Origin of the sequence: Rothia mucilaginosa, assembly GCF_001061665.1 — a bacterium.
GTDB classification, from domain to species: domain Bacteria; phylum Actinomycetota; class Actinomycetes; order Actinomycetales; family Micrococcaceae; genus Rothia; species Rothia mucilaginosa_A.
The window spans coordinates 81,138-104,669 of record NZ_JVSP01000014.1; the positions used below are offsets into that span (position 1 = coordinate 81,138).

The window sequence follows — 23,532 nt, forward strand, 5'->3', positions numbered from 1 at the left end:
CGGCGTGATGGACGGTAGCATCTACCCCTCCGCAGGCAAGCGCTAGATTCGGCGGGTTTTAGGCATGAATGAGGCGGGCGGCACCTCCCCGGTGGAGGCGCCGCCCGCCTCGTGCATCCCGTGACCCGCCGCCCCTCGCCCCACCGCACTGTTCGTTGAACGAGAAGCAAGGAACCCCTACCCTGAAACCTTGCCCGCAAGGTGCTACCTTCAAGAGGGTATTATTGACTTCAAAGTGCCGAAATATATGCTTGACCTGTGCGAGCACACACCGCGTAGCCACCGGAACGATTCGTCACCCGGTGCAATACACATGACTCTAACGAAATATAGGTGAACCATGACTGAGAACGTACACAACGACTGGGACCTCCGAAGCGAAGAGGTCCAGAAGGACCAGGTAGCTGCCTACGACGCAATGCGCCGCCGTTGCCCCGTCGCCCACGACGAATTCATGGGCTACTCCGTCTTCAAGAACGCCGATGTACAGCACGTACTCGACCACCCCGAAATCTACTCCAACGTCGTCTCCACCCGCCACATCGCCGTCCCCAACGGCATGGACGCCCCTGTGCACACCGCGTTCCGCGCCGTCAACGACAAGTACTTCACCCCCGAGCGCCTCGAAAAGTTCGCACCCGTCATCCGCGAAGCCGTGCAGGGCCTCATCGCGGACCTTCCTCGCGGCGAAGAGGTAGACGTCATGCAGGGCTTCGGTCAGGCATACGCAATGCGTGTGCAGAACGCCTTCATGGGCTGGCCCGCATGCCTCGAGCAGCCCCTCACCGAGTGGATTGAAAAGAACCGCGTCGCCACCCTGCGCCGTGACCGCGCAGAAATCGCCAAGGTCGCCCTCGAATTCGACGGCTACATCCGCCAGCTGCTCGACGAGCGCCGCGAGGATGCCGCAGCCGGCAAGCCCAAGGACGTCACCGCCGAACTGCTCACCGACATCGTGGACCTGCCCGGCGAAGAGCCCCGCACCATGACCGACGAAGAGATCGTCAGCCTCATCCGCAACTGGACCGTGGGCGAGCTGTCCACCGTCTCCGCAACCGTGGGTGTGTTCGTGAACTTCCTGGCACGCAACCGCGCCGAGCAGGACCGCCTGCGCGCATCCCTCGCCGACGGCAACGCCCTGGAAGACTCCAGCGAAATCGCCCTCGCCGTCGAGGAAATCATGCGACTCGAGGACACCCTCGTCACTAACCGTCGCGTCACCACTCGGGACACCGAACTCGGCGGCCGCACCCTGCCCGCCGGCTCCCGCGTGACCATCAACTGGGCCAGCGCAAACCGCGACGAGGACGCCTTCGAAGACGCCCTCACCTACAACCCGCACCGCGACCAGTCCCGCAACCTCGTGTACGGCGACGGCATCCACGTCTGCCCCGGCGCGCCCCTGGCACGCCTGGAGCTGCGCATCCTGCTCGAGGAGCTACTGCGCGGCACCAAGTCGATTGAGATTGCAGACGAGAGCGAGAAGCCCGCAACCGTGAACGCCGTGTACCCGGTCTCCGGCTACTCGGTTGTGCGCGCCATCTTCAACTAGGCACGCTCCAGCCATAAAAAGTGCGAGGCGCCGAACCCCGAGAATGGGGGTCGGCGCCTCGCGCTGTTAAGAGTGAATAGGGGCTAGAATATACCGCCCGTTATAACCGCCCGCTATAGACGGAGCAGAATATTCTTTAATGGCTATATACACTGGTCGGTTCTCTAAGCAAGCTGAGTTTAGCGGCCGGTAGCTGAGGGCTTCGCGGAAGAACGAGACGAGGCGCTCGCAGACGGACGAGCCGAAGCGCTTGCAGATGCCGAGGCGGAAACCTCCGCCGCCGCGCTTGCCGACTCCTCGGCCGATAGCGGCGTACCGTCCGCATGCACACCCGCTATTGCCGGGGTCACGCCGTTCACGAAGCTCAGCTTCGCCTGCTTGAAGTGATAATCCGGGGAGCAGGTCAGCTTGTACTTGGTATCCGCCAGCTCGCGAATCGTCTTCACATAATTCTGAGTCTCGGGGAAGGGCGGAACGCCGCCGTACTTCTCCACAGAACCCGGACCCGCGTTATAGCCGGCGAGCACCACATCCTGCAGCTCATCCTCATTAGAAGCGTACTTCGCCAAACGGGTGCGAAGCTCAGACAGGTAGCGGGCCTGCGCAGCAATCGCATCGTGCGGGTTCAGCACGTTACCGCCGTTGCCGAAGCTGTAGTGCTCGGCGTTCCACGCCTCATCGGTAAACTGCGCGATACCCTTAGCGCCCTGGTGGGACACAACGCCCACGCGCCAGTGGCTCTCGGTCTCAATCTGCGCGGCCATCACGCCGGGGCGGAAACCCGACACCTTAGAGCCCTCCTCAAAATCGGATCGGAGAGCCGCCGGAGCATACGAAAGCTCCGTCATGCCGCAGTAGTCGTCATAGGTGGCCGCCAAACCGGCGACGCCGCCACCTAAAAGAACCGCAGAGGCGATAATCTGCCAGTGCGCGAGAGCCCCGGCCAGAAAGCGAAGCGGGAAAGCTTTACGCGGCCGAGGAGAAGTCTGTGCGTCCGCCGAGGCGGAAGTGTGGTTGGAGGCGCTCGTAGCGTTACGCTCGGAAGGGGCGCCCGAAGTGCTATGTGCCATCCATCCAGACTAGCGCACCCGAGCCGCGGATGCCGACAAAATACCCACGGATGAGGCTAAAAGCATAGTCAGCGCGGGATGCGCACCCCGCCCCATTCCGGGCAAACCGCCCTGCCGCCCGCCTGCGAGAAAGGAAGGACCCGCCCGGAAAGGCCCCCGGGTAGCGGAGGGCCCCGCCGCGCGCATCCGAGGATGCACCCGGCGGGGCCTCACAAATCCCGCTGCCGCGAGGGCTCGGCTCACGGGGTCGCCTAGCGGTCGGTCACCACAATCTTGCCGGCGGCGCCGCGCTCCATCTCCGCGAAGGAATGGTTCACGAACGTGTAAGTGCCGGACTCCAGGAACTGCATCTCCACGAAGCCGCCCTGGGCGGGGGCCAGATCCAGGGCCTGACTGTGGCCGTCACGGCTACCGTACGCATCCGCGCCGCGGCGCAACAGGTAGCCGCCCTCCTTATAGACCGTGTCGAACTGCGAACCGACCACGTGGAAACTCGTGCCGTGGTTCGGGCCCGCCGCCATCACCCAAATACGGACGCGCTCGCCCTTCTTCACCTGCAGGGGCTTTGCCTTGTACTGGGTCGCGTGGCCGTTGAACATGGTCAGCGTGGGGGTGCCCGCCGCAATCAGGTCGGGAGAGTTCTCCGCCAGCTTGTTGCCGTCGGAGGCGGTCTTGCCGGTGTCGTGCAGGTACGCCTCGCCCTGAACCATCACGTACTCGTGATCCACCTGATCCATGTCAGCCGGGTCAATGATGACCGAGCCATACATGCCCTGGGTCATGTGCAGGCTCAGCGGGGCGGTACCGCAGTGGTACAGCCAGATACCGGCGGCCTTCGCCTCGAAACGGTAGACGAGACGCTCACCGGGGGCGATGGTCTTCATCGTGTTATCGGGGGAAACCATGCCCGCGTGGAAGTCCAGCGAGTGGCCCATCGTGCCGTTATTGACGAGTGTAACTTCAAAAATATCGCCGACCTTGCCATGCAGAACCGGGGCCATGTTTTGCCCGTTGAAGGTCCACATGTGGACGGTTACGCCGGGGGCTACCTCGCGGTCGACCTCCTGCACCTCCAGGGTGACCTTGCGGACGGTCTTGCCGTTCACCTGCGTGGCGGTGTTCAGCGCCGGGATGTTCGGGTCGCGGTACTGGTAGCCGCTGCCGGGCGCCGCAGACATGTCAATCTTGCCGTTCGCGACCGTCATGAGGGTCGGGACGTTACCCGTCGCGGCGTGGTTGTGGGTGCCCGCAGAACCGTGGTTGTGGTCGCCCTGCGCCACCTGGTTTGCGGAGGCGCCGGTCGCCTTCACCTTGAACACCATGCCCAGGGAGCGGTGACCCGCCACGGAGCAGTAGCCTTCCTGATCGGCGGTAATGACACCGGCATCAACGGTTTTCGTTTCGCCGGGGTTGATGGTGCCGGTGGTTGCGCCGTTGTCGAAGGTCAGGTCGTGGGTCATGCCCTTGTCGTCGTTGGTGACCTCGACGACCAGGCGGTTACCGGCGGGGACCTCCACCTCGGCGGGGGTGAAACGGTAGTTGCTGGTCGCCTTCACCTGCACGGTGGTGGTCTGACCGGTTGCAGCCACGGAACCCGCCGAGGAGAACGACGGCAGGTTCAACGCGGACGGGTTCACGGCGAAGCCCAGCAGGAACGCCATGGCAACCGCGAGTGCCGCCTGGAAGCTCTGCTTGGCGTGCGGGACGGGTTCCGGGGTGAGCGCCTCCTGGTTGAAGACGGGCTTCTCGCCGCGGGCGCGTGCTGCCATCATTTCCTTGCGGGTGTTCACGGACGCCTTCACGCCGCGCACCATGAGCGGAATGAACGCCATGAGCGCCAACGCACCCACGATAGCGACGGCAATCTTAATGGACTGGCCCACCATGGAGCTGGGCATCATGAAGATGAGCAGCGCCAGGTTCACGGCGGTTACGCGTGCCGCCGCGAAACGGCTGAACTCCTTGTTGGAGGCGCGAACCACCGCAGGGCCGCCACCCATACGCTGCGGCAGCAGGTAGCTCATCGCGCCGAGCAGCAGCTGCAGCAGGAAGCCGACCACAAAGATGGGGGTCACGGCGCGCATGTCCAGCTGCGCGAACGGGGTGGTTGCCACCATGTAGGCGGTGGTAGCCACGCCAATAATCAGCCAGAGGAAGCCCATACCCACGCTCATCGGCGGGTACTCATTCGGGCGCTTGGTGCGCAGGGTACGCACCATCACCCAGGCGACAATCAGCAGGGCAACCAGGTAGACGACCAGGCCGGCTGCGGCGAGCGGACGCATCCCAAAAATCGCGCCGACAACGGTCAACGCCAAGCCGCCGCACATCAGGTATAGGGCGCGCAGGCTGTGGGTGAGCGCCTTATCAACCATCTTCGTGCGCAGCATGGTCGGCCAGAACGTCACCAGCGTACCCACCGCGGTAATGCCGACAAAGCCAAGCACGTTCACGACCTCATGGGCAAGCAAGAACTGCGAATGCAGGGTGCCGGACAGATTCGGGTAGGCAATCATGCCGCCAAACGCCGCACCGAGGGGCAGCAGCAGCGCCGCAACAATGTAGAAGCGAATGGTCACACCGAACCGCGACGGCAGAGCCTGACGCACCTGCTTCAGCAGGTAGATGCCGTGCCAGGCGACCATCGACCCGACAATGAGGGCGCCCACCACCGTGGCGGCGTAGAGGCCGGGCACGCTCAGCTGACCGACCATGCCGATCATGAGCAGGAGGATACCGGCGTTCAGAATGAAGATGCGGCGCACCTGGGTTCCGCGGTGCTCGTCAGGAATCTTGATTTTCATGAGCGCTTCGGTGAAGTGCTGCGACCAAATCAGAATCGAGTTCGTAATCAGGCCGAGGGTGACAATATGCACCATCAGCCAGCCGCTATTCGGGATAAACCTGTGCAGCAGAAGTACGCCGATAAGGGTAAACATCCAGTGGGAGACCGGCTTGGAGGCGCGACGATGCCACGTGCCGCGGCCGGATGCGCGGCGCGCAATCTCTTCGGTGGTGAGGGAAGCGCCGGGAACGCCGGCCGGGCGCATGCCGATGCTCAGCCTGGAGGAGCCGCCTCCGGAGACGGCCGCACCGTCTGCCGCACCGTTTGCTGAACCGCCGGGCGCGCCGATGCTCAGGCCGCCGATGCTTCGGGGACGCTGGCCGTCGGGCTTGCCGCCGCCGGTTGCATCGGGGCGCTCGCCGCCGTTGGGTTTCTCGCCGTCAGATGGGGTGCCGAGATGTTCGCTCACGCAATCACTGCTTTCACTGCTGGTTGTTCACGTCGGTACGTCGGTGTGTTTACGTCGGTGTGTTCGGGGGCGCTCCGCATCCGCTAGACTCCGCGAAGGGCGCGTCGAGTGCCATATAAATCCATTATATTGCCCCATTTGTACCAAGTTTGAAGACAGTACGTGCGTATAAATGCGCTCTGCGGCCCGCCTCCTGAAGCCTGTGAATCTGCGCCCTGATGCATCGGATACACGCGCTTCGCGATACACTGTTATGGCTTGAAAACGCCGATGCCCCGCACTCTCACGGGGCATCCGAAACACCCCGCGCCGGGATCCGCAGCTAAACCCCACAGTAAGGACATCTCGTGGCCAGAACCGAATCCAAAACCCCGATTTGGGGCGTTATTGCCGTCCTAGCGCTCCTGGCGGTGGGCGCCAATTTCCTGCTCCGAATCCTGAGCGACCCCGCCAGCGGCATGGATTTCTCCATTTACCGCCTGGGCGCCATGACCATTTTCGATAACGAGGGGTTCACCCAGGACCTGTACTCCCCGACCCTGAACGATCACGGCGTGATTAAGCCGCCGTTCACCTACCCGCCGTTTGCGGCGATGCTGTTCCTGCCCTTCGCGTTCATGCCCCTGGTCGTCGGTAAGGTGCTCATGGTGCTGGGGTCCGTGGTGGTGGCCTGGTGGCTTTCCACCATCATCTACAACTACGTCAATGCGCGCGGTCGCGAACTGCCCCTGCAGCGGTACTTTGGCCGCGTGGGCACTATCGCCGTGCTGACCCTTCTGGTGGTTGCGGCGGGTCCCTGGCAGCGCACCATCGACCTGATTCAGATCAACCCGTTCATTACCGCGCTGATTCTGGCCGATTTTGTGCGCCCGGCGACCCGCGTGCCGCGCGGCGTGCTGATCGGCATTGCCGGCGGCGTGAAGCTCACTCCGCTCGTGTTCGGCCTCATCCTGCTGGTGCGCCGCGATTGGAAGGGCATCGTAACCCTGGGTGCGACCTTCTTCGCCACGATTGCGCTGGGCTTCATTCTGATGCCCAAGGAGGCACCGGAATTTTGGTTCTCGGCGCTGACGAATCCTTCGCGCGTGGGCGGCCTGAACTATGTGGATAACATTTCGATTCAGGGTTGGCTGTTGCACTTCGGCCTGTCCGAGGGTGCCGCGAAGCCCGTCTACTATGCTCTAGCGCTCGTGAGCATCGTGCTCACCGCCGGCCTGCTGTACCAGCTGGAACGCCGCGGTGCGGCCCTGGCGCAGGTGGCGGTGACCGCCTCTCTCATGGTGGCGCTTTCGCCGATTAGCTGGTCGCACCACAACGTGTTGCTGCCCCTGCTGGCGGTTGTGCTGGTGCTGGATGCGTTCCCCACCTACTTCGCCCCGCAGCCGGCCTGGTTGCGCGTGGGCGCCGCGTGCTTCGCCTGGGTCGCCGTACTGGGCCTGTACATTTCCCCGATGCGTATCGCCTCGTGGATGCACGGCTCCATGGACGACATGGAGCACCTGGCCGCCGGTGCGCTGGCGGTGTCGGCGATTCCGGCGTTCTGCCTGTGGGTGACGATGATGCTCTGGTCGGTTGCCGCGCTGAGCGCCCCGGTGCGCGGCGCGAAGGTTGAGCCCGTGCAGTACGGCTCCGTGCCCAACGATGCACCCCTGGGCTGGTGGGGTGCCCGCGCCCTGGTGACCGGGCGCGCCGAGTCTGTACGTGCCGCTACCTCCCGGGGGGCAACCGCGTGAGCCACGCGAAAAACACTGAGAAGAACGCCGAAGATACCGAAAAGAATACCGGGGCGGTAGCGCCCGCTATCCCGTGGGCCTCGGCCTCCGCAGCTTCCGCCGAGGCTGCCGCGGCTACCGGGTCCGCCCAGGCTGCCGAGCCCGCCGAGCCTACCCCGGCCGCGAAGCTGAAGGACCGCCCCGAGGAACCCGGTCACTCCGATGCATCCGAACGCATTCTCAGCCTGCGCGAACGCTTCTTCCGCGGCGGCGATATCTGGGCGCACCTGGTGTTCATCCTGGTGGCCGCCTACGCCCTCAACTACGTCACCCACGCCGCGGCCGACGACATCTACGTCTACCGACTGGGCGCGGTCTCCCTGGCCGACGGCCCCGACGGACTGCAGCTCTACAACTTCCGCACGCGCGGCCTGCCCTTCACCTACCCGCCGTTTGCGGCCCTGCTCTTCTACCCGCTCGCGTTCCTCACCGAACCGCAGAGCATGATGCTGATTACCGTCATCATCGGCGTGCTCAGCTACGTATGTGCCTACGCCCTGTACTCCTACGCGCGTAGCCGCGCCTGGCGTCTGCCCCTGCAGAAGTACCTGAGCTCCTGGGGTATGGTCTCGCTCATGGCGGCCCTCATTTGGGCCTGCGGCCCGTGGCGCCTCACCACGCACTTCGGGCAGATTAACGCGATTATCCTCGCCCTAATCCTGGCCGACTTCATGCGCCCGGCCACCCGCGTGCCGCGCGGCGTGCTGCTGGGTATTGCCGCCGGCATTAAGCTCACCCCGCTCGCCTTCGGCCTTCTGCTGCTTATGCGTAAGGACTGGAAGGGGCTTATCACCACGGCCCTGAGCTTCGCGGCAACCGTGGGTATCGCGTACCTCGTCGTGCCCCAAGAATCGACGATTTACTGGTTCCAGGCGCTGCGCGACACCTCCCGCGTGGGTTGGTTCAGCTACTTCGATAACGTGTCTATCATGGGCACCCTCACCCACGCGGGCCTGCAGCACCATCTGACCGTAACCGCCCTGTCGACCGTGCAGGTGGCCCTGACCCTGCTCATCGTTCTGGTGACGGCCGTTCTGCTGATCCCGCTGATTCGCGCCCGCGCGGTCGTGTCGCAGCTGGCGCTGACGGCCTTCATGATGCTGCAGATCTCGCCGATTAGCTGGTCGCACCACAACACCTGGTACCCGCTGATGCTGGCCGCCGTCGTGGTGGAAATCTTCCCGCTGTTTTACCGGTGGGCAAGCTCGTTCATTGCGACCCTCGGCGTTATCACGGCGAGCGTGGCGCTGGCGGGCATGTACATTTCCCCGTACTGGATTGTGCTGGCCTTCGCCCCGCACTTCAGCTCGGACAACATCCTCATGGTGCCCGAGGGCTCGCTGGGCCTCATGGCGGGCACGTCCCCGTACCAGTTCATGTACGTGTTCACGGTGGTGACCTTCTTCGTGTACCTGGTACACCGCCAGCAGATTAATCGCGCCGCAGCCCGCGAGGGGGAACGCGTGACTACCCTGGGCGCCGCATACTAGAAACCGTCGCGACCCGCGGCCGCGCGAAGACCGCAGACGCAGAAGAGCCCCCGCATCCGAGGGATGCGGGGGCTCTTCCGGCGTGCCGCCACGGGCTACGGGCGGCTAGTGGGTGCCGATGCTCCAGTCAGCCGAGGAGGTGCTACGCACCTGCAGGAGGTTCTTGCCGGTGCTCTTCCACTCCATGCTGCTCTTCATGTTCGCCACGCTGGTGCCAAACATAACGTCGCTACGGCTGGCGCTCAGCAGCGCGAAGCCGCGCTTGCTGTCCAGGCCCTTCGCCTCGAACTCCATGGTGGACTCGCCACCGTCGTAGGTGAAGGCGTAGTAGTTCATGTTCGTGTGGAACTTCTCGCCCTTGGCGTAGTTCGGTGCGGAGGATTCGTCGTACACGCGAATCAGCCACTCGCCCTTACCGTTGAGCTCCAGCTTGCGGGTGGGGCTGGAGGGGTTGGTGGTATCCAGCCACGCGGTGCCGCGGATGGGGGTGCGGTCGACGGTCATATCGATGACGCTCAGGCCGGTGGAAATCTCACCCTTCTCGGTGAGGCTGGTGATGTAGGCGCGGCTGCTCAGGTCGTCCGAGGGCTTGAACTCGTAGTAGACGATGCCCTTGGAGGCGTCGCCCTTCACCTTTTCGATGTCGATGTTCTTCTTATCCTCGGTGACGGTCTCCTTGTACTCCTTGTACTCGCCCTCGGGTAGCTTCGCCTCGGACGCGGTGGTCGAGGACGAGCCATCCGAAGACTGCGCGCTCGCCGAGGTGGAGGTGCCGTCCGCCTGGTTCGAGCGGTCGGAGGAGCCCGAGCCGCCGCGCGGCAGGAGCATCACGATGACCAGGATGAGGACGATCAGCAGGGCCAGCGCGGCACCGATGATGCCCAGAAGCTTGCCGCCGAATGGGCCCTTCTTCTTGGTCTCGGTATCGGCGGGCTGGGAGTTCTGAGGCTCGTGCTGAGACGCGGAATCAGCCTGGGGGACGTAGGGGTTGAACGCTGCGGCGGGCTGAGCCTGTTGGCCACCCTGCTGACCTGCCTGACCGGACTGGCCGGCGGGCTGGTAGGGGTTGTAGGGCTGGCCGCCGTGCTGCGAGGCGAACTGCTCACCCTGGAACTGGCCGGGCTGGCCGCCGTGCTGCGGGGCGAACTGCTCACCCTGGAACTGGCCGGGCTGGCCGCCGAAGGAATCGGCGGCACCCTGGTGCGGGTTCTGCTGGCCCGCGAAGTCCTGACCCGCAAAGTCCTGACCGGTAAATTCCTGGCCCGCGGGAGCCTGCGGAGCAAACTCCTGGGCGGCGAAGGCCTGGGGAGCCGCGACGTCGGCGGGGGCCGGGGCGCTTGCCTCGGGGGCCTGCGCGGGCTGCTCGGGCGAGGAGTGGAACTCAATCAGCGGGGAGTTCTCGACGGAGTGGGGCAGGGAAGCCTCGGAGGGGGCGGGCTCCTCAACCGGCTCGGCGGGTGCTACTGCCTCGGCAACGGGCTCCGCGGGAACGTCTGCGGAGACGGGGGCCACGGGAATCGTCGGGGCGGCGGGGGCCACCTCGGCAACAACCTGCTCGACCACAATCTGCTCGGATACGACGGGTTCTGCGGGGGCCTCTTCGACCGGTGCCGCTGCCTCGGAAATAGGCTCAGCAACGGGCTCCGCGGGGGTCTCCTGAACGGGCTCCGCGGGAGCCTCTGCGGCGGGGGCTTCGCCGGCGGGGTTCAGCACCTCTTGAGGCAGGGCGGTCTCCTGAAGCGGAACCGGGGTCAGGTAGCGCATGGGCTTCGGCTCTGCCTCGGTCTGCTCGGCTTCAGCCGACTCTGCGCCGGACTGCTCGGTCGCGATGGGCTCGGCCGCGACAGGCTCTGCGGGAGCCTCTTCGACCGGGACCGGAACCTCTGCGGAAATCTCGGTCGCCTCAACAGCAGGCTCCGCAACGGGTTCTGCGGGTGCCTCAGCGGCGGGCTCGGATGCGCCCAGCGCCTCGGCGGACTCTTCCGAAATGAGCGGCTCCAGGGGAGCGTCATCGACATCGATGGGCTCGGGGTCGGGCTCTTCGACCCACAGCTGCCAGCCATCGGGAACGGGACCCCAGGCCGGGTCGGGGCGCCAGGTAGGGGTAGGGGTCCAGCCTGCGGGCGGGGCGGGCCAATTGGGCGGCGGGTTGAAGACGAGTGCCATAAGAAAGCAGCCTTTCTGGTGCTGAAAACACCCCGGAAGAGCGGTCATCAGCGACTATGTATATGACGTGTATTATCGCTTCAAATTATGGCACAGCTTTATGGGTCAAAAGCCTTGCCTGGTCGTTTTTGAGAGGATTCACGGCAGACTCTTCACTTTCGTAACATTCTGCGTTAATCCGCGGTTCAAGATTGGGGTTTGAGCTTAGGTTGAGGGTTTTGCGCGCGGTGCGCGATGCAACCGGAACGGCAGGAGTCCCCGCTCGCGTGACACCTCGTGCCGGTATCCGCCCGAGCTGCCCGGCTAGGATTAAGGTATGAACACAACGCGGCCCCCCGCATCCCCGCAAGCACCGTTCGGCCCCGCAGCCTCGGGCCGCTCCTCCCGTACCGACGGCCTGGCCTACCATCGTCTTTCGCACGCCGACCCGGAGACCCGCTGGTACTCGCCCCTGCTGGAGGGCCTGCTCGGCGTCGTCGTCTTCATTGGCCTGTCCCTCATGCTGTCGCTCCTCATGGCCGCGGCTGCTATGGGTTCGGGTCTTTCCCTGCGCGAGATTACCGAGAACCGCTCCCTCGTTATGGAGCACCCGGCGCTGTTCGCCCTGACCTTCCTCTCGCTCATCGCCATCGTGCCTTCGCTCTTTCTGGCGCGCCTGGTCGTGGGCCCGAAGCCCTGGGGCCTGATTCATTCGGTGGCGGGCCGCCTGCGCCGTTCGCTCCTGTTGCCGTACCTGGGCTTGGGCTTCGTGATCTACGGTATTTACTACGCAGTGATGGTGGCGGTGAGCGGTGCATCCCTGCCTGATTATCGTTATTCGCAACCTTCACAGGTTGAATTTTGGGTTATTGCGGTGCTGATCCTGCTTCTGGTGCCCGTGCAGTGCTACGCGGAGGAGCTCGCCTACCGCGGGTTCATGATGCAGACGCTGGGCCGCTGGATTCGTACCCCCTGGCTGCCGATTGTGCTGCCGGCGGCGCTCTTCATGTTCTCCCACACTTACGATGCGTGGGGCCTGGGCTTCGTGTTTGCGATGGGCGTGTACGCCGGGTTCCTGTGCTGGTACACCGGCGGCCTGGAGGCCTCCGTCAGCCTGCACGTGGCCAATAACGTGACCCTGCTGCTGCTCTCTCTTGTGGCGGGTCTGGACCCCTTCGCCTCCGAGGGGGTGGCCCCCATGGATGCGCTGCAGGGCATCGCGCTGGAGGGCCTGTACGTGGTGCTCGCCTGCCTGATCTTCAACGCACGCGCTCGCCGCGGCGAGGTTTCACGTGAAACACAACCGCTCAAGGTTGATAACTAGGGTCTGCGATGGCCGGGGCCCGCGATACCTAGCGCATGCGGCGGGTAGCCCTCGCTCGACTATCTGCCCGCCGCCGCCCCATCCGGGCCCCATCTGGACTTTCACCCCAACTCACCCCGTCAACACCCAAGAAAAGGTAGGGTTAAACCATGACTGTTGATGCTGTAAAGAATATTGAAGACCTCGCCGCATTTGTGGCGGAGTCGCCGGTCTCCTACCTCGCCGCGCGCACGGTGGCGCGTCGCCTGCAGGCCGCCGGGTTCACCGAACTGGTCGAAACCGAGGCCTGGGAGCCGCAGGTCGCAACCGGCCGCCACTTCGTCGTCCGCGACGGTGCGATTATCGCCTGGGCCGGTGGCGCGAAGGCGCAGAAGGCAAGCGGCTACCGCGTGCTGGGTGCGCACACCGACTCGCCCTCCCTGAAGATTAAGCCCTCCTCCTCCATCACCACGAAGGGCTGGCACCAGATCGCCGTGGAGAACTACGGCGGTGCCCTGCTGAACTCCTTCCTGGACCGCGAGCTGTGCGTGGCGGGTCGCATCACCGTCATGGAGGATGGCGAGCTGAAGGACCGCCTGGTGCGTACCGGCCCGATTGCGCGCATCCCGCAGCTGGCGCCGCACCTGGACCACAAGCGCAACGAACTGGTGCTGGACAAGCAGTTCAACATGTACCCCGTGTGGGGTGTGGACCCCGCGGAGAACGACGTGCTCGGCTACATGGCGAAGCACGTGATTGACGGCGAGCCGGTCGACCCGCAGAACATCGTGGGTTACGACCTGCTGTTCGCCGACTCGCAGCCGCCGCGCCGCTTCGGTGCGGATCAGGAGCTGTTCGCTTCCGGTCGCCTGGATAACCTGTCTTCGGTGCACGCGGGTCTGACTGCCCTGGAGCGTTACGTTGCCGATAACGCGGATGAGGATGCCACCGAGACCGTGATGCTCGCGGCGTTCGACCACGAGGAGCTCGGCTCCGAGTCGCGTAGTGGTGCGGCTGGCCCGTTCCTGGAGGATATTCTGGTGCGCCTGTCGGCTGCCCGCGGTGAGAGCACGGAGGAGTACCGCCGTTCGGTGGCGGCGTCGTTCTGCCTGTCGGCTGATGCCGGTCACCTGGTGCACCCGAACTATCAGGGTCACCACGACCCGACCGTGCAGCCGCTGCCCGGTGGTGGCCCGCTGCTGAAGATTAACGCGAACCAGCGTTACGCGACGGATTCGGTGGGTGCTGGCGTGTTTGCTGCGGCGTGTGCGAAGGCCGGTGTGCCGTATCAGGAGTTCGTGTCGAATAACAATATGCCGTGCGGCTCGACGATTGGCCCGATTACGGCAACCCGCCTGGGCATGCGCACCGTGGATGTGGGTATTGGCCTGCTGTCGATGCATTCGATGCGCGAGATGTGCCATGTGGACGATATGGCGTACATGACCCGCGCGGTGGAAGGCTTCTTCCGCCTCTAAATTGAACCCCGCTGAGGTATGAACAGCTGGGGAGCGGGCGCCGGGAACGTATGGTTCCCGGCGCCCTTATTTTTTAAAAATTTTTCGGGGGGGGGGAGCTGTTTACCTCTTGAATAGGGTTTATGTGTACTGTAAAGTAACCCACAATACGTTATACACGTGTTGCACACTACTTGTTTTTGAGAAGTTTTCACCAATGATGGTGCACCATCAGCTCGTCACCGGCGTAGCGAGCGAACCCCACCATGAAAGGCGATTCCCATGTTCTTCGATATTTCTCTGATCCCGCTGGCGGTTTTGATTATTGTGGGTCAGCTGAAAAAAGCACCACCAAGGTTGCTAAACAACCCCAGCTATCAGAAGGAGAGGGAGCAGGTGCGAAAGCACCTGCGCATCCTGGATGTGCTCGGCGTGGGTTTTGCTCTTGCCCTGATGATTATTCAGTGGGGTAACCCCGCGTTATCGCTTGCCTTTCAGGCGTTCGTTATTTGGGGGGTTCCCAGCCAGCTGTATAGGCTCTGGCAGAAGTTCAATGTGCCGCGTGGGGTACTCTTCGCGTGTGCTGTAGCCCTGATCGTTATTGAGTTTGGGTTGGCGCTCCTACCCTAACCTGCACCCTATAACAGTTGTGGCGGTGACCGAATGAAACGGTCACCGCCACAACTATTTTTAAGATGAGACAGACTCAGATTAGACGGGGTTCGATTAGACAGGGTTGTCGGGGCTGGGTAGGGTTACCACCTCGGACCAGCGCGTATCCTGAGCGGCCGCACGGTTCGCATCGCTCTTCTGCTTCACATCGGCGGGTGCCTGCTGTGCCCACGCCTCAAAAGCAACAATGTAGTTCTCGGGGTAGTTTGCCGCGAGCAGTTCCTGGCGGGTCGGGAAGTACTCCTTACCCTCTCGAATATCGACGTAGTTGCTTGCCTTGTAGGGGTCTGCGCTCTGGATGTCAGCGCGCGGGCCGGAGGCTACCTTTCCGCTTGCCACGTTATTGTCATCGATAGCGCGTACCCATGCTGCGGCGTAGGTGTGATCGGCCTTGTTCTTCTCGTACAGTGCCAGGCACTCGGCTCCTGCTGATTCAGCTTCGGCGCGGGTGGGGAAGTTCGCCTGGTTGCGCACAACATGCCGTGCGGAGACGTAGGAGGGCAGTGCAGTGCCACGGTCGGCGCTGATGGCTTCCTGCTGCTTGAGGGTTTCAGCTTTCGCGGCTTCGTCAGGTTCAAGGCAGGGGGTGGAGCTCTTCTTCGCCGCGGAAGAGGAAGCGGACCCGGTGGCGCTTGAAGCTGACGGGGAGGAAGTCACGGTCGTATTCGAGGGCGCGGGAGTGCTGGATGCCGTGCTGGTGGAGCTACCGCAGGAGGCAAGAAGCAGGGGAAGAATCGCCAGCGCGGCACTTCGTCGTAGACCGCTGGAACGGAACGAAAGAAGAGCAGGGGTGTGGGTCATGAGACCACCTCACAAGAGGGATGGAACGATATATTGCGTCTCAGTATATGTTGGACGGTGTAGCATGTGGGGTGTTTTGCAAATACCCACACGGAATGGCAAAAATTTCAGCGAATTATCTGGAGTATTTAATCACTGTTAGTAGATTACGGCTTGTCAGAAGTATTTAAAGGGGAAGGAAAAGGCAATATTGGTTTTACTGAAAAAGACACATATTTTCATTGACCATATATCAAATTTGTAGGTATAGTGGGGCACAATACCTTACTACACCCACGTTATGAGGTGGCCCCATGGCTCTCACCCCGAAGACCTTCTCCGACCGCAGCAGCATTGTACGATGCGGTACCATCGCGGTTGTCCTGCCCCTGTTTCTTGCTGCCTGCGGTGGTGCGAACACCGCGGCAAGCAACACCTCCTCACCCTCCACGGCGAGCGCCTCAGCAACGGCAAGCACCACGCCGCCCGTCAGCTGCTCCTCATACTCTGCCGAAGATCTCGCCTCAGCAGAAGCCGCCAAGCCCGTCCCGCGCACCGATGAACAATACCCCGCGTACATCCAGTACCGGCACATTCTCGCAGACGGCGGCCACATCATTGAGCCCAGCGAAATCGACAGCAAGTGCCACGCCGCACTCAAAGCAGGGCGGAGCACCCTCCCCGAATACGTTCAAAACATTGATGCCTACAACGCCCGCCCCAGCGTCGGAGTCACCGACCCCTTCGCCGGTAGCGAGTACCGAGACATCAAGAACCGCAACGAATTCATCCCCCACCGCGCAGACCTGGAAGAAGCCGCCTACCCCGAGATGATTATTCGTCTCTACGAAAAGTGGTACGAGGCAGCCCCCGCAGACATCAAGACGCTCAGCGACGCGAACCGTGCACGATTCCTCGCCACGAGCGCCTACCAGCAGTGGAAGGCCCAGCCCCAAACCCCCAGCAGCTCCCGCGCATAAACCCACTCACGCATAAGCCCACTCAAAAACAGTTGTGGCGGTGACCGAATAACGGTCACCGCCACAACTCTTTAAATGATTCTCCAGGGAGGGGCTACTTGCCCTTCACCTCGCGTGCCAGAGCCAGCAGCTCCTCATGCACGGTCGTATCGCCCGTAACCTCCGGGTGGAAAGAAATACCGATCAGGTTGCCCGAACGCACACCCACAATCTTCCCCTCATGACGAGCTGTCACCTGCACACCCTCACCAGTGCCGGTCACAATCGGCGCACGAATAAACGCCGTATCAATAACCACCTCATCACCGGCAGGGGTCAGCCACGGCAGGCGCACCTCCGCAGAATCAACCTGCGAACCAAAAGCGTTACGACCCACCGAAACATCCAAAACACCCAGCGACTGCTGACCCGGTGCCGGATCATCAATACGCTCCGACAACATAATCAGGCCAGCGCACGTGCCCAGGGTCGGCATGCCCGAAGAAATCGCCTCAATCAGCGGTTCACGCACACCAAAAATACGGGTCAGACGGTCAATCGTTGACGACTCACCACCCGGCAGAACCAGCGCATCCAGACCCTCAAGCTGCTCACCGGTACGCACCCAGCGCACCTGCGCACCCAGGGACTCCAGCATCAGCGCATGCTCACTCACGCCGCCCTGCAACGCCAAAACACCAACCGTCAAACCCTCACCCGGCAAAACACCGGTAGGCTGAACCTTCTCAACCATCACCGCTCCCTTCACAAAACAACAAACACAACAAACGCAAGGAGGGTGGGACCCGCCTCAGCGAACCCCACCCCCTCATCAAACACTCACCCCGAATACGGGGTGCGCGCACGAATTACCAGCCGCGCTCCGCCAGGCGGTGCGGTGCCGGAATGTCAGCAACGTTAATGCCGACCATAGCCTCACCCAGGCCGCGAGAAGCCTCAGCAACCTTCTCCGGGTCATTGTAGAAAGCAGTAGCCTTCACAATAGCCTTCGCACGAGCAACCGGGTCGCCCGACTTGAAGATACCGGAACCAACGAACACGCCGTCAGCGCCCAGCTGCATCATCATCGCGGCGTCAGCGGGGGTAGCCACGCCACCAGCAGTGAACATCACGACGGGCAGCTTGCCGGTCTGAGCAACCTCAAGAACCAGCTCGTACGGTGCAGCCAGTTCCTTAGCCTTCACGTACAGTTCGTCGGGCATGGTGTTGTACAGGCCCTGCAGCTCAGCAATCTGACGCTTAATGGTGCGGATGTGCTTAGTCGCCTCAGAGACGTCACCGGTGCCAGCCTCGCCCTTCGAGCGAATCATAGCGGCACCCTCGGTGATGCGGCGCAGAGCCTCACCCAGGTTGGTAGCACCACACACGAAAGGAACCTTGAACTGGTGCTTATCAATGTGGTTCACGTAGTCAGCGGGGGAAAGAACCTCAGACTCGTCAATGTAGTCGACCTTCAGGGTCTCCAGGATCTGAGCTTCAACGAAGTGGCCGATGCGTGCCTTCGCCATGACCGGGATCGAAACAGCATCAATGATGCCCTCAATCATGTCCGGGTCAGACATACGAGCCACGCCGCCCTGCGCACGAATATCCGCGGGAACGCGCTCGAGAGCCATGACGGCAACAGCGCCAGCATCTTCAGCGATCTTAGCCTGTTCGGGGGTGACGACGTCCATGATGACGCCGCCCTTGAGCATGTCGGCCAGGCCGCGCTTAACAAGCGGGCTGCCGGTTACGGTGTTGTTATCAGTCATGACCTTATCTTCTCACGTTCTGAGTGTTCGCGCGCACTCACGGGGGCGGAATTTCTGTTCTCTGACACAGTACGACCCCAAGTTCACGTCAGAACGACACAAAACGTCATGAAACGTGCCCGCACCCACGAATTAGACAGCCCCGCCAGAGAGTGCAGGGAATAAAACCGCCGGTATACTCTTTAACCCGGTAGAACCCTGCACGCGGGCACCGCGGGTAGGCGCTCACCACGTCGTAAACGCCACCTAGAACAAAAGCCCGCAGGGCAACCATCAACACATTTCACAGACTATGTAGCGCACCAGGAACTGCGCCCGGGCACACCCATATCAGCACCCGAGCGTCCAGTACCCCTGTGCCCAAGAAAAGGAACAGCATGCTCGAAGTCGTTATCGCACTATCGCTGGCAATTCTTCTGGGTAATATCCTCGCCCATAAAATACGGATAACCCCCGCCATTCTGCTCATTTTCCTGGGGCTTGTGCTGGCGCTCATCCCCATTCACGCCATGCACGAGGTGCGCGAGGTCGGGCTGCCACCGCACGTGATTCTCGAAATCTTCCTGCCCGTGATGCTGTTCTGGGAGACCCGAAACACCTCCTGGCGTGAGGCGCGCGCTCGTCTGCGCGGCATTCTGCTCTCGGGCACGGTGCTCGTAATTTTCACGGCGTTCGTTATCGCCTGGGTGCTTCACACATTTATGGGCGTCTACCTGTGGCCTGTGGCGCTGATTATCGGTGTGGCGCTCGCCCCCACCGATGCTGTGGCCGTGGCAACGCTCAACGGCAAACTCCCCAAATCTTCCATCACCACCCTTAAAGCGGAAGCACTCATTAACGACGGCACCACCCTAGTTCTTTTCGCACTCGCCCTGCAGCTTGCGGGTGGTCATGAACTTACCCTGGGGACTGCATCCGGAATGTTCTTCTTCTCGTTCCTGATTGGAACTCTCGTTGGCCTGGCCGTCGGATGGGGTGTAGATAAGCTGCGTGCGCACATCGGCAACCCCATGAACTTCAGCGTGTTCATGTTTACCGTGCCGTTTATTGCTTTCTTCCTGGCTGAAGAGATCGAGCCTTTTGAGGGCATGAAAGGTTCCGGAGTGGTGGCTGTGGTGGTCGCCGCTTTCTACCTGACCTATCGCGGACCGGATACCATCAAACCCCAAAACCGTTTCTACGGTCTGCCCATCTGGTCGTTTGTCTCCTATGTCATGAACGGTGCGCTCTTCGTGCTCGTGGGTGTTCAGCTGCCCAGCGCCACAGCGCCTGTGGATGATGTTCTTCGTGAATACAACTATGCGTGGGCTTTGACGTTCGCCGTGATTGTGGTGGCATGGCTTGTTTCCATTGCGGCGCGTTTTATTTTCCTGCACGTCTCGATCGGTATTATTCGTGCCCTTGACCGTTCAGAAAAGCAGAAGCAGCTGCGCACAACTTTCCGTGGCCGTGTAGTGAGTACCTTTGCGGGACTGCGCGGCGGTGTTTCCCTCGCGGTGGCTCTCTCCGTGCCGACTGATGTTCCCGCGCGTGACTTTATTATCTTTGTTGTTGCGGGCGTGGTTCTGCTGTCGATGGTGGTTCAGGGGATGCTCCTGCCGCTCGTTATTAGGTGGGCGAAAATTCCGGTTGATACCACCGAAGAAGATGAGATTAATGAAGCAATCCGCACGATCATTGCCGAGTCCTTCGACTCTGTGGCTGAGATCGGCCAGGAAATTGGTGCACCACAGTGGATTATCGACCGCATTGCCGACGAACAGATGTACAACGCGAGTATACACCGCAACCTGCACGCCGTTCGTAAAGACGGTGCGAATGCGCCGGAAGAAGCCCGCCGCATTATTGAAGCGGGCGACCTTGAGAAAGAGCTGCGCCTGCGGCATTTGGAGAAGCAACGCAGCGTGCTCAAGCGCCTGCGTAATGAGCGCATAATCGACACGAATGTGCTCCACGCGATTCAGGAAATCCTGGATATTGAGGAGGTTCGCGTGCTTGGTCCGGTTGAACTCGAATAGCTCACACTCCTACATGCGATACGTATGAGGCGAGGCGCCCCACCCCTAAACGGGGAGGGGCGCCTCGTTACTTTTTTGTCTAAACCCCTAGCCCAACCACTACGTGGAAACGGTACAATACACTAGCCCGTTTTTTGTGCGGACCACGCTTCTTACCGCGCACCGGACACAACACAGACTAGAACCACAGGAACCTATGACGTCCCACCAGACTGAAAACAACGCGCCCAAAAATAGCGCAGCACCCAAAAATAGCGCACCCGCCGCAGGACACCGCCCGCACGGCGTAAGCGAAGACCCGCAGAACATCTACCTGCTCAAAGACGCCCCCATCCTCAAGGCGCTCCTCTCCCTCGGCGTGCCCATGGCGCTCGGCCTCGCCATCACCAGCATCTACAACGTGGTGAACTCCTACTTCGTCGGCCACTACGGCGGCACCGAAGACCTCGCCGCCACCAGCTACGGCGTGCCCGTCTTCGGCGTCATCATGGCAATCGCCGGCCTGTTCGGCCTGGGCTCCTCAACCCTCGCCTCCCGCAAGCTCGGTGAAGGCCAGCCCGCCCACGAAATTCACCGCGTCACCTCCTTCGCCCTCTACTCGGCGCTCGGTGCCGGTATCGTCGCGGCGGCTATCGGCTTCATCCTCGCTGACCCGATCACCAGCATCATGGGTGCATCCGGCGGCTCCTACGAACCGACCCGTATCTACGTGCACCTCATGTTCCTCGGCGCGCCCCTCGCTATCGGCATGTTCACCCTCGAACAGCTCGTCCGATCCGAAGGCTACGCCAAGCAGTCCATGTACGGCATCATCGTCGGCACCGTCGTCACCTGCATCTTCGACGTACTGTTCATCGCCATCATGGGCATGGGCGTCGCCGGTGCCGGTTGGGCGATGCTGCTGGCGAACGGCGCATCCATGCTGTACTACCTGCTGTTCCTGATGCGTCAGAGCGAGAACTTCTCCGCAAACATCCGCGACTTCTCCCTCGACCCCGCCATTATCAAGCCCGTGGTCGCGGTCGGTGCCGCCGAGCTCATTCAGAGCCTCAACCTGATCTTCGCCGCCCTGCTGCTGAACAACCTCGCCGCCTCCTACGGTGACGACACCGTCGCAGCGTTCGGCCTGGCAATGCGCCTGAACATGGTGCCCGAAATGCTGTGCATGGGCCTGTGCATGGGCGGTATCCCGCTGTACGCCTACGCGTACGGTGCCCGCAACGGCGCCCGCGTGAAGGAGGCGCTGCGCACCGCAACGATCCTGTCCGTGGCGACCTCCGCGATCATCACCATTCCGGTGCTGATTTTCCGCCGTGAACTGCTCGCCGTGGTTGGCGATGCAAGCCTCATCGACACCGGCGAAGAGGTCATGGTCGCGCTCATGCTCGCCGCCGTGTTCAACGCGGTCAGCATCGTGTTTGTGTCTTGGTTCCAGGCGTCCGGTAAGGGCGGCCCGGCAATGCTGATGACCATCGGTATTGCGTTGCTGTTCTTCCCCGCCGTGTACTTCGGCAACATGTGGTTCGGATTTAAGGGTCTGACCTGGGCGTTCCCCTTCACCCAGGTGCTCGCCTGCGCGCTGGGCCTGGTGCTGTTCCTCGCCACGGGTGGTGCGAAGGTACCGCCCGCTGAAGCTGAGGTTGAGACTGAAGGTTCTGAGGATTCGGACGTTCAGGCTGCCGCCGCATCGAAGGCATAAACGCCTCTGAACGCGAGCGCTCGCCAGCACCTACGCAGTCAGCGTTTACACGAAAGCTCCGGACTCCCGCATAGGAGCCCGGAGCTTTTACGTTAGTTTTACGGCGGTAAAGCGCTAGTTCTTCCACCAGGAATCAAAAATCGTCACCGGAGTGGTGCGCTTATGGCGGCTACGCAGGTAAATCTGCTCCAGCTTCGCAGCTGCCGCCTCGTCGATTTCCTTACCCTCCAGGTAGTCATCAATCTGCGGGTACGTCAGACCCAGCTCATCCTCATCGGTGCGGCCGGGTACGCCGTCCAGCAGGTCAGCCGTCGGCGGCTTAGCCCACAGACGCTCAGACGCACCCAAAACACGCAGCAGCAGCTGGTTCTGGCGCTTATTCAGGCCGTACAGCGGCAGCAGGTCCGCGCCGCCGTCACCGAACTTCGTGAAGAAACCCGTAATGGACTCCGCCGCATGGTCGGTACCAACCACCAGGTAGCCGGGACCGCCAGCAACCGCGTACTGGGCGATCATGCGGGCGCGCGCCTTCACATTACCCTTGTTGAAGTCGCTGATCTGCTCGCCGGTCGCGGCAACGTAGGCGCTGTCGAAACCGTCGACAGCCTCCGCAATGTTGAAGGTCAGGGAGCGGGTGGGCTGGATGAAACGCAGCGCCTCCTGCGCGTCCTCTTCGTCGTGCTGCACACGGTAGGGCAGGCGCACCGCCACGAACTCGGTGGTGCGGCCACGCTCGTTGAGGCGGTCGACCGCCAGCTGGCAGAGGCGACCCGCCAGGGTGGAGTCGATACCGCCGCTGATGCCCAGTACCAGGCCGCGGCTTCCGGTGGCTTCCAGGTAGTCGCAGATGAACTGGATGCGGCGCTCCACTTCTTCGCGTGCCTGCTCTTCGGTCATGTTGGGCTTGACGCCCATTTCACGGATGATTTGTGCCTGTAATTCACGCATGACTTAAGTGTACGCTCCACCTTATAGCCAGCGCGGTGAACCGCCGAGGGAGGCGAGGTAGTGTTCCACACGGTGCGTTCAGCGCGGCGTACGCGGCGGGTTCAGTATCGTTTCAGCCCTGAAAATACACAGCATACTCACCGGTAAAAACCCTGTGCGACAACCCGCGCGGCTGTTAGCATGAACATACGGTTCAAATACCGTTCAAAATAGCCGGTGATGAGGGAAAACGCCCCCACACCTGCTACGCCACAGAACACGTCAACCAAGGACGGTGAAGACAGCACCATGGCAAAAACAAAAACTGAACTCTACGACGAGCTCGTAGACATCGAAACCAGCCTCGAAAACCACCCGCTCACCTCGGGGAAAATAGCGGAGGCGAACATCATCATCGAGCAGATGAAGGAGCAGGGCGCCACCCCGGAAGAAATCAATGAGGCACTCACCCGGCAGGGGCTGCCCTCCCTTGTGGAGATTGGTAAGAGTACCTTGCTTCAGTCTTTTAGCCTCTGGAAGCTGAGTCACCGCAAGTTAAAGGTGGAAGCCGCCATTGAGAAAATCAACCGTAAAGAAGCCCGCCAGCGCTAACTAGCCCGCCTCGGGCAGAGGTGAGGCAAGCAAATACCCCCGGCAGA

At 62.1% G+C, this 23,532-nt stretch carries 17 protein-coding genes; 10 read left to right on the forward strand and 7 right to left on the reverse strand.

Translation table 11 applies throughout. From position 1 onward, the window contains the following. The first annotated feature begins 340 nt into the window (after positions 1-340). Positions 341-1,552 carry a cytochrome P450 gene (locus ADJ95_RS06745; RefSeq protein WP_049333836.1) on the forward strand — a complete coding sequence of 404 codons (1,212 nt, stop codon included), beginning with the start codon at positions 341-343 and terminating at the stop codon, positions 1,550-1,552. Positions 1,553-1,731: 179 nt separating this feature from the next. Here ADJ95_RS06745 and ADJ95_RS09565 read toward each other — a convergent pair whose 3' ends face one another. Beyond that, on the reverse strand, positions 1,732-2,622 hold the full coding sequence (locus tag ADJ95_RS09565; RefSeq protein ID WP_049333838.1) for a lytic transglycosylase domain-containing protein: 891 nt from the start codon (positions 2,620-2,622) through the stop codon (positions 1,732-1,734). Between the two features lie 251 nt (positions 2,623-2,873). Continuing rightward, a complete protein-coding gene (locus ADJ95_RS06755; RefSeq protein ID WP_414706037.1) occupies positions 2,874-5,876 on the reverse strand; it encodes a multicopper oxidase domain-containing protein in 3,003 nt (1,000 codons plus the stop codon). A 347-nt stretch (positions 5,877-6,223) separates the two neighbouring features. Here ADJ95_RS06755 and ADJ95_RS06760 point away from each other — a divergent pair, with 347 nt between their 5' ends. Further along, complete coding sequence (locus tag ADJ95_RS06760; RefSeq protein WP_049333846.1) at positions 6,224-7,609, forward strand: glycosyltransferase family 87 protein; 1,386 nt, start codon at positions 6,224-6,226, stop codon at positions 7,607-7,609. Continuing rightward, positions 7,606-9,138, forward strand: a complete 1,533-nt coding sequence (locus ADJ95_RS06765; RefSeq protein WP_049333848.1) for a glycosyltransferase 87 family protein — start codon at positions 7,606-7,608, stop codon at positions 9,136-9,138. Before ADJ95_RS06760 ends, ADJ95_RS06765 begins: the two co-directional genes overlap by 4 nt. 105 nt (positions 9,139-9,243) lie before the next feature. On the opposite strand, the gene ADJ95_RS06770 is transcribed toward ADJ95_RS06765, so the two are convergent. Continuing rightward, the gene (locus ADJ95_RS06770) at positions 9,244-11,304 is read right to left on the reverse strand and encodes a hypothetical protein (protein WP_049333851.1); all 2,061 of its coding nucleotides are present in this window, start codon (positions 11,302-11,304) and stop codon (positions 9,244-9,246) included. A 316-nt stretch (positions 11,305-11,620) separates the two neighbouring features. Between ADJ95_RS06770 and ADJ95_RS06775 the strand changes: the two genes are divergently transcribed. From ADJ95_RS06775 to ADJ95_RS06785, 3 genes are all read left to right on the forward strand, one after another. Then, entirely contained in the window at positions 11,621-12,607 is a 987-nt protein-coding gene (locus tag ADJ95_RS06775) for a CPBP family intramembrane glutamic endopeptidase (protein ID WP_049333853.1), read from the forward strand. A gap of 149 nt (positions 12,608-12,756) precedes the next feature. Beyond that, positions 12,757-14,064, forward strand: coding sequence for a M18 family aminopeptidase (locus ADJ95_RS06780; protein WP_049333855.1), 1,308 nt, complete (start codon positions 12,757-12,759; stop codon positions 14,062-14,064). Between the two features lie 261 nt (positions 14,065-14,325). Then, the gene (locus ADJ95_RS06785; RefSeq protein WP_049333857.1) at positions 14,326-14,673 is read left to right on the forward strand and encodes a hypothetical protein; all 348 of its coding nucleotides are present in this window, start codon (positions 14,326-14,328) and stop codon (positions 14,671-14,673) included. A gap of 96 nt (positions 14,674-14,769) precedes the next feature. On the opposite strand, the gene ADJ95_RS06790 is transcribed toward ADJ95_RS06785, so the two are convergent. After that, complete coding sequence (locus ADJ95_RS06790) at positions 14,770-15,516, reverse strand: hypothetical protein (protein ID WP_049333859.1); 747 nt, start codon at positions 15,514-15,516, stop codon at positions 14,770-14,772. Between the two features lie 293 nt (positions 15,517-15,809). Between ADJ95_RS06790 and ADJ95_RS06795 the strand changes: the two genes are divergently transcribed. Further along, positions 15,810-16,475 (forward strand): hypothetical protein, encoded by a 666-nt coding sequence (locus tag ADJ95_RS06795; protein ID WP_049333861.1) that lies wholly within the window; start codon positions 15,810-15,812, stop codon positions 16,473-16,475. 94 nt (positions 16,476-16,569) lie between these two features. Here ADJ95_RS06795 and pdxT read toward each other — a convergent pair whose 3' ends face one another. Continuing rightward, positions 16,570-17,208 (reverse strand): pyridoxal 5'-phosphate synthase glutaminase subunit PdxT, encoded by a 639-nt coding sequence (pdxT, locus tag ADJ95_RS06800; protein WP_049333863.1) that lies wholly within the window; start codon positions 17,206-17,208, stop codon positions 16,570-16,572. A 115-nt stretch (positions 17,209-17,323) separates the two neighbouring features. Beyond that, positions 17,324-18,229 (reverse strand): pyridoxal 5'-phosphate synthase lyase subunit PdxS, encoded by a 906-nt coding sequence (pdxS, locus tag ADJ95_RS06805; protein WP_049333865.1) that lies wholly within the window; start codon positions 18,227-18,229, stop codon positions 17,324-17,326. 377 nt (positions 18,230-18,606) lie between these two features. On the opposite strand from pdxS, the gene ADJ95_RS06810 reads away from it, so the two are divergent. Both ADJ95_RS06810 and ADJ95_RS06815 read left to right on the forward strand, forming a co-directional pair. Then, the gene (locus ADJ95_RS06810; RefSeq protein ID WP_049333866.1) at positions 18,607-20,247 is read left to right on the forward strand and encodes a Na+/H+ antiporter; all 1,641 of its coding nucleotides are present in this window, start codon (positions 18,607-18,609) and stop codon (positions 20,245-20,247) included. 196 nt (positions 20,248-20,443) lie between these two features. Next, positions 20,444-21,946: an MATE family efflux transporter gene (locus ADJ95_RS06815; RefSeq protein WP_049333868.1), complete on the forward strand. Its 1,503-nt coding sequence runs from the start codon at positions 20,444-20,446 to the stop codon at positions 21,944-21,946. Positions 21,947-22,060: 114 nt separating this feature from the next. On the opposite strand, the gene nadE is transcribed toward ADJ95_RS06815, so the two are convergent. After that, positions 22,061-22,894, reverse strand: a complete 834-nt coding sequence (nadE, locus tag ADJ95_RS06820; RefSeq protein WP_049333870.1) for an ammonia-dependent NAD(+) synthetase — start codon at positions 22,892-22,894, stop codon at positions 22,061-22,063. A 219-nt stretch (positions 22,895-23,113) separates the two neighbouring features. Here nadE and ADJ95_RS06825 point away from each other — a divergent pair, with 219 nt between their 5' ends. Continuing rightward, positions 23,114-23,485 (forward strand): recombinase, encoded by a 372-nt coding sequence (locus ADJ95_RS06825; RefSeq protein WP_239662813.1) that lies wholly within the window; start codon positions 23,114-23,116, stop codon positions 23,483-23,485. The last annotated feature ends 47 nt before the right edge of the window (positions 23,486-23,532 follow it).